Consider the following 1,605-nt stretch of genomic DNA (forward strand, 5'->3'; position numbering starts at 1 on the left):
CTGTGCGGAAAGCCTTCGCCGAGTGTGCGTTGTCTGCTTGTCGGCTCGCGTGGAGTGGTCAGCACACTCGGCTCGACTTTCCACACACTCAGCACCACCGACTTTTCACGCGACCGGAACGAGCGGATGTCCGTTCTTCAGTATCCAGAAGTGGTCACGAAACGCTCTCGGATCGGCTCAGTTTCGGTCACCGGCGCCGATATGTGCTGTGACTGATGTGACTATTGCTTTCGTTCGAGAAGGTTGTGGCCGGTGTGTTCGGGGGGACTGGGCCACCACCTCTGCAGTAGACGCCCATGCAGCCGCACCGGAGAGGTCCCCATGTCCACTGCACGACCCGCTCGTTCTCGCCGCTCCCTTGTCGCCCGGGCCGCCCTTATCGTGGCGTTGACCGTGGGCGCCGCAACCGTTCTCGTGCCGACCGCACACACCGCCGCTCCCTCGACGTGTCAGGGCTCAGCCGCCAAGGGACGCGTCGGCGTCTCGCCGGGCGCAGGCATCCTGGGCCTCAACGACTCCGACCTCACCAGGGAACTCACTGCCGCCCGCGACGCCGGCGTCGGGCTGGTCCGCGTCGACGTCGACTGGTCGGTCATCGAACCGCAGCGAGGCGCCCGGACGTGGACGTCCCTCGACCGCGTGGTCAACAAGATCACCAGCCTCGGGATGTGCCCGACGGGCGTCGTCGCCTACACCCCGCGATGGGCGCAAAACTCTTCGGACAACCCCACCGACAGCCACTTCCGGCCCGCCGACCCGGCGACCTTCGCCGCCTTCGCCAAAGACGCCGCGATCCGCTACCAGAACTCGATCGGGATCTGGGAGATCTGGAACGAACCGAACCTCAACATCTTCTACAAGCCGGCACCCGACACAGCCGGTTACGGCCGCTTGCTCTCGGCGGCCTCGGCGGCGCTGCGCACGCTGTCGCCGGCGCCCACGGTGATCAGCGGCGGACTCGCGCCGGCGGTCGACAACGGCCGCGACATCGCACCGCTGACCTTCCTCAAGGCGCTCTACACCGCCAACCTGAAGAACACGTTCGACGCGGTCGCGGTGCACCCGTACACCTTTCCCGCACTGCCCAACGATCCGTCGACCCGCTCCTACAGCACCTTCCAGCGGATGTGGGACATGCACGACTTCATGACCGCAAACGGCGACGGCGGCAAACTCCTGTGGATGACCGAGTCCGGCGCCCCCACCGGCACCAACTCGGTCGCCGTGAGCGAGGACGTGCAGGCCCAGACGATCCAGATCCTGCTCGCCTCGGCACGCGACACCGCCTGGGTCGGACCGGCTTTCATCTACAACATCCGTGACACCGGGACGAACACCAACGACATCGAGCAGAACTTCGGGTTGCTGCGCAACAACTTCACGCCGAAGAAGTCCTATCAGACCGTCAAGGACTTCACGGCTGCGAGCACTCCCCCGTCCACCTCGACCCCGCCCAGCACCTCGACCCCACCCAGCACGTCGACACCGCCCAGCACCTCGACCCCACCCAGCACGTCGTCGCAGCCGACCACCCCGGTGGCCTCGACCCCGGCCACGGCCCCGCAGTTCGGGAGCAGCTGACCCGGCCGAGTCGGCGGGGTTCGG

1 protein-coding gene is annotated in these 1,605 nt (G+C 66.7%); it reads left to right on the forward strand.

Annotated elements, in window-relative coordinates; all coding sequences use genetic code 11:
* The first annotated feature begins 393 nt into the window (after positions 1-393).
* Positions 394-1,581 (forward strand): beta-xylosidase, encoded by a 1,188-nt coding sequence (locus ACQ7HM_RS00670; protein WP_434214334.1) that lies wholly within the window; start codon positions 394-396, stop codon positions 1,579-1,581.
* Positions 1,582-1,605 lie beyond the last annotated feature (24 nt).

This window comes from Williamsia sp. MIQD14, from assembly GCF_051025635.1.
In the GTDB taxonomy this organism is placed as follows: domain Bacteria; phylum Actinomycetota; class Actinomycetes; order Mycobacteriales; family Mycobacteriaceae; genus Williamsia_A.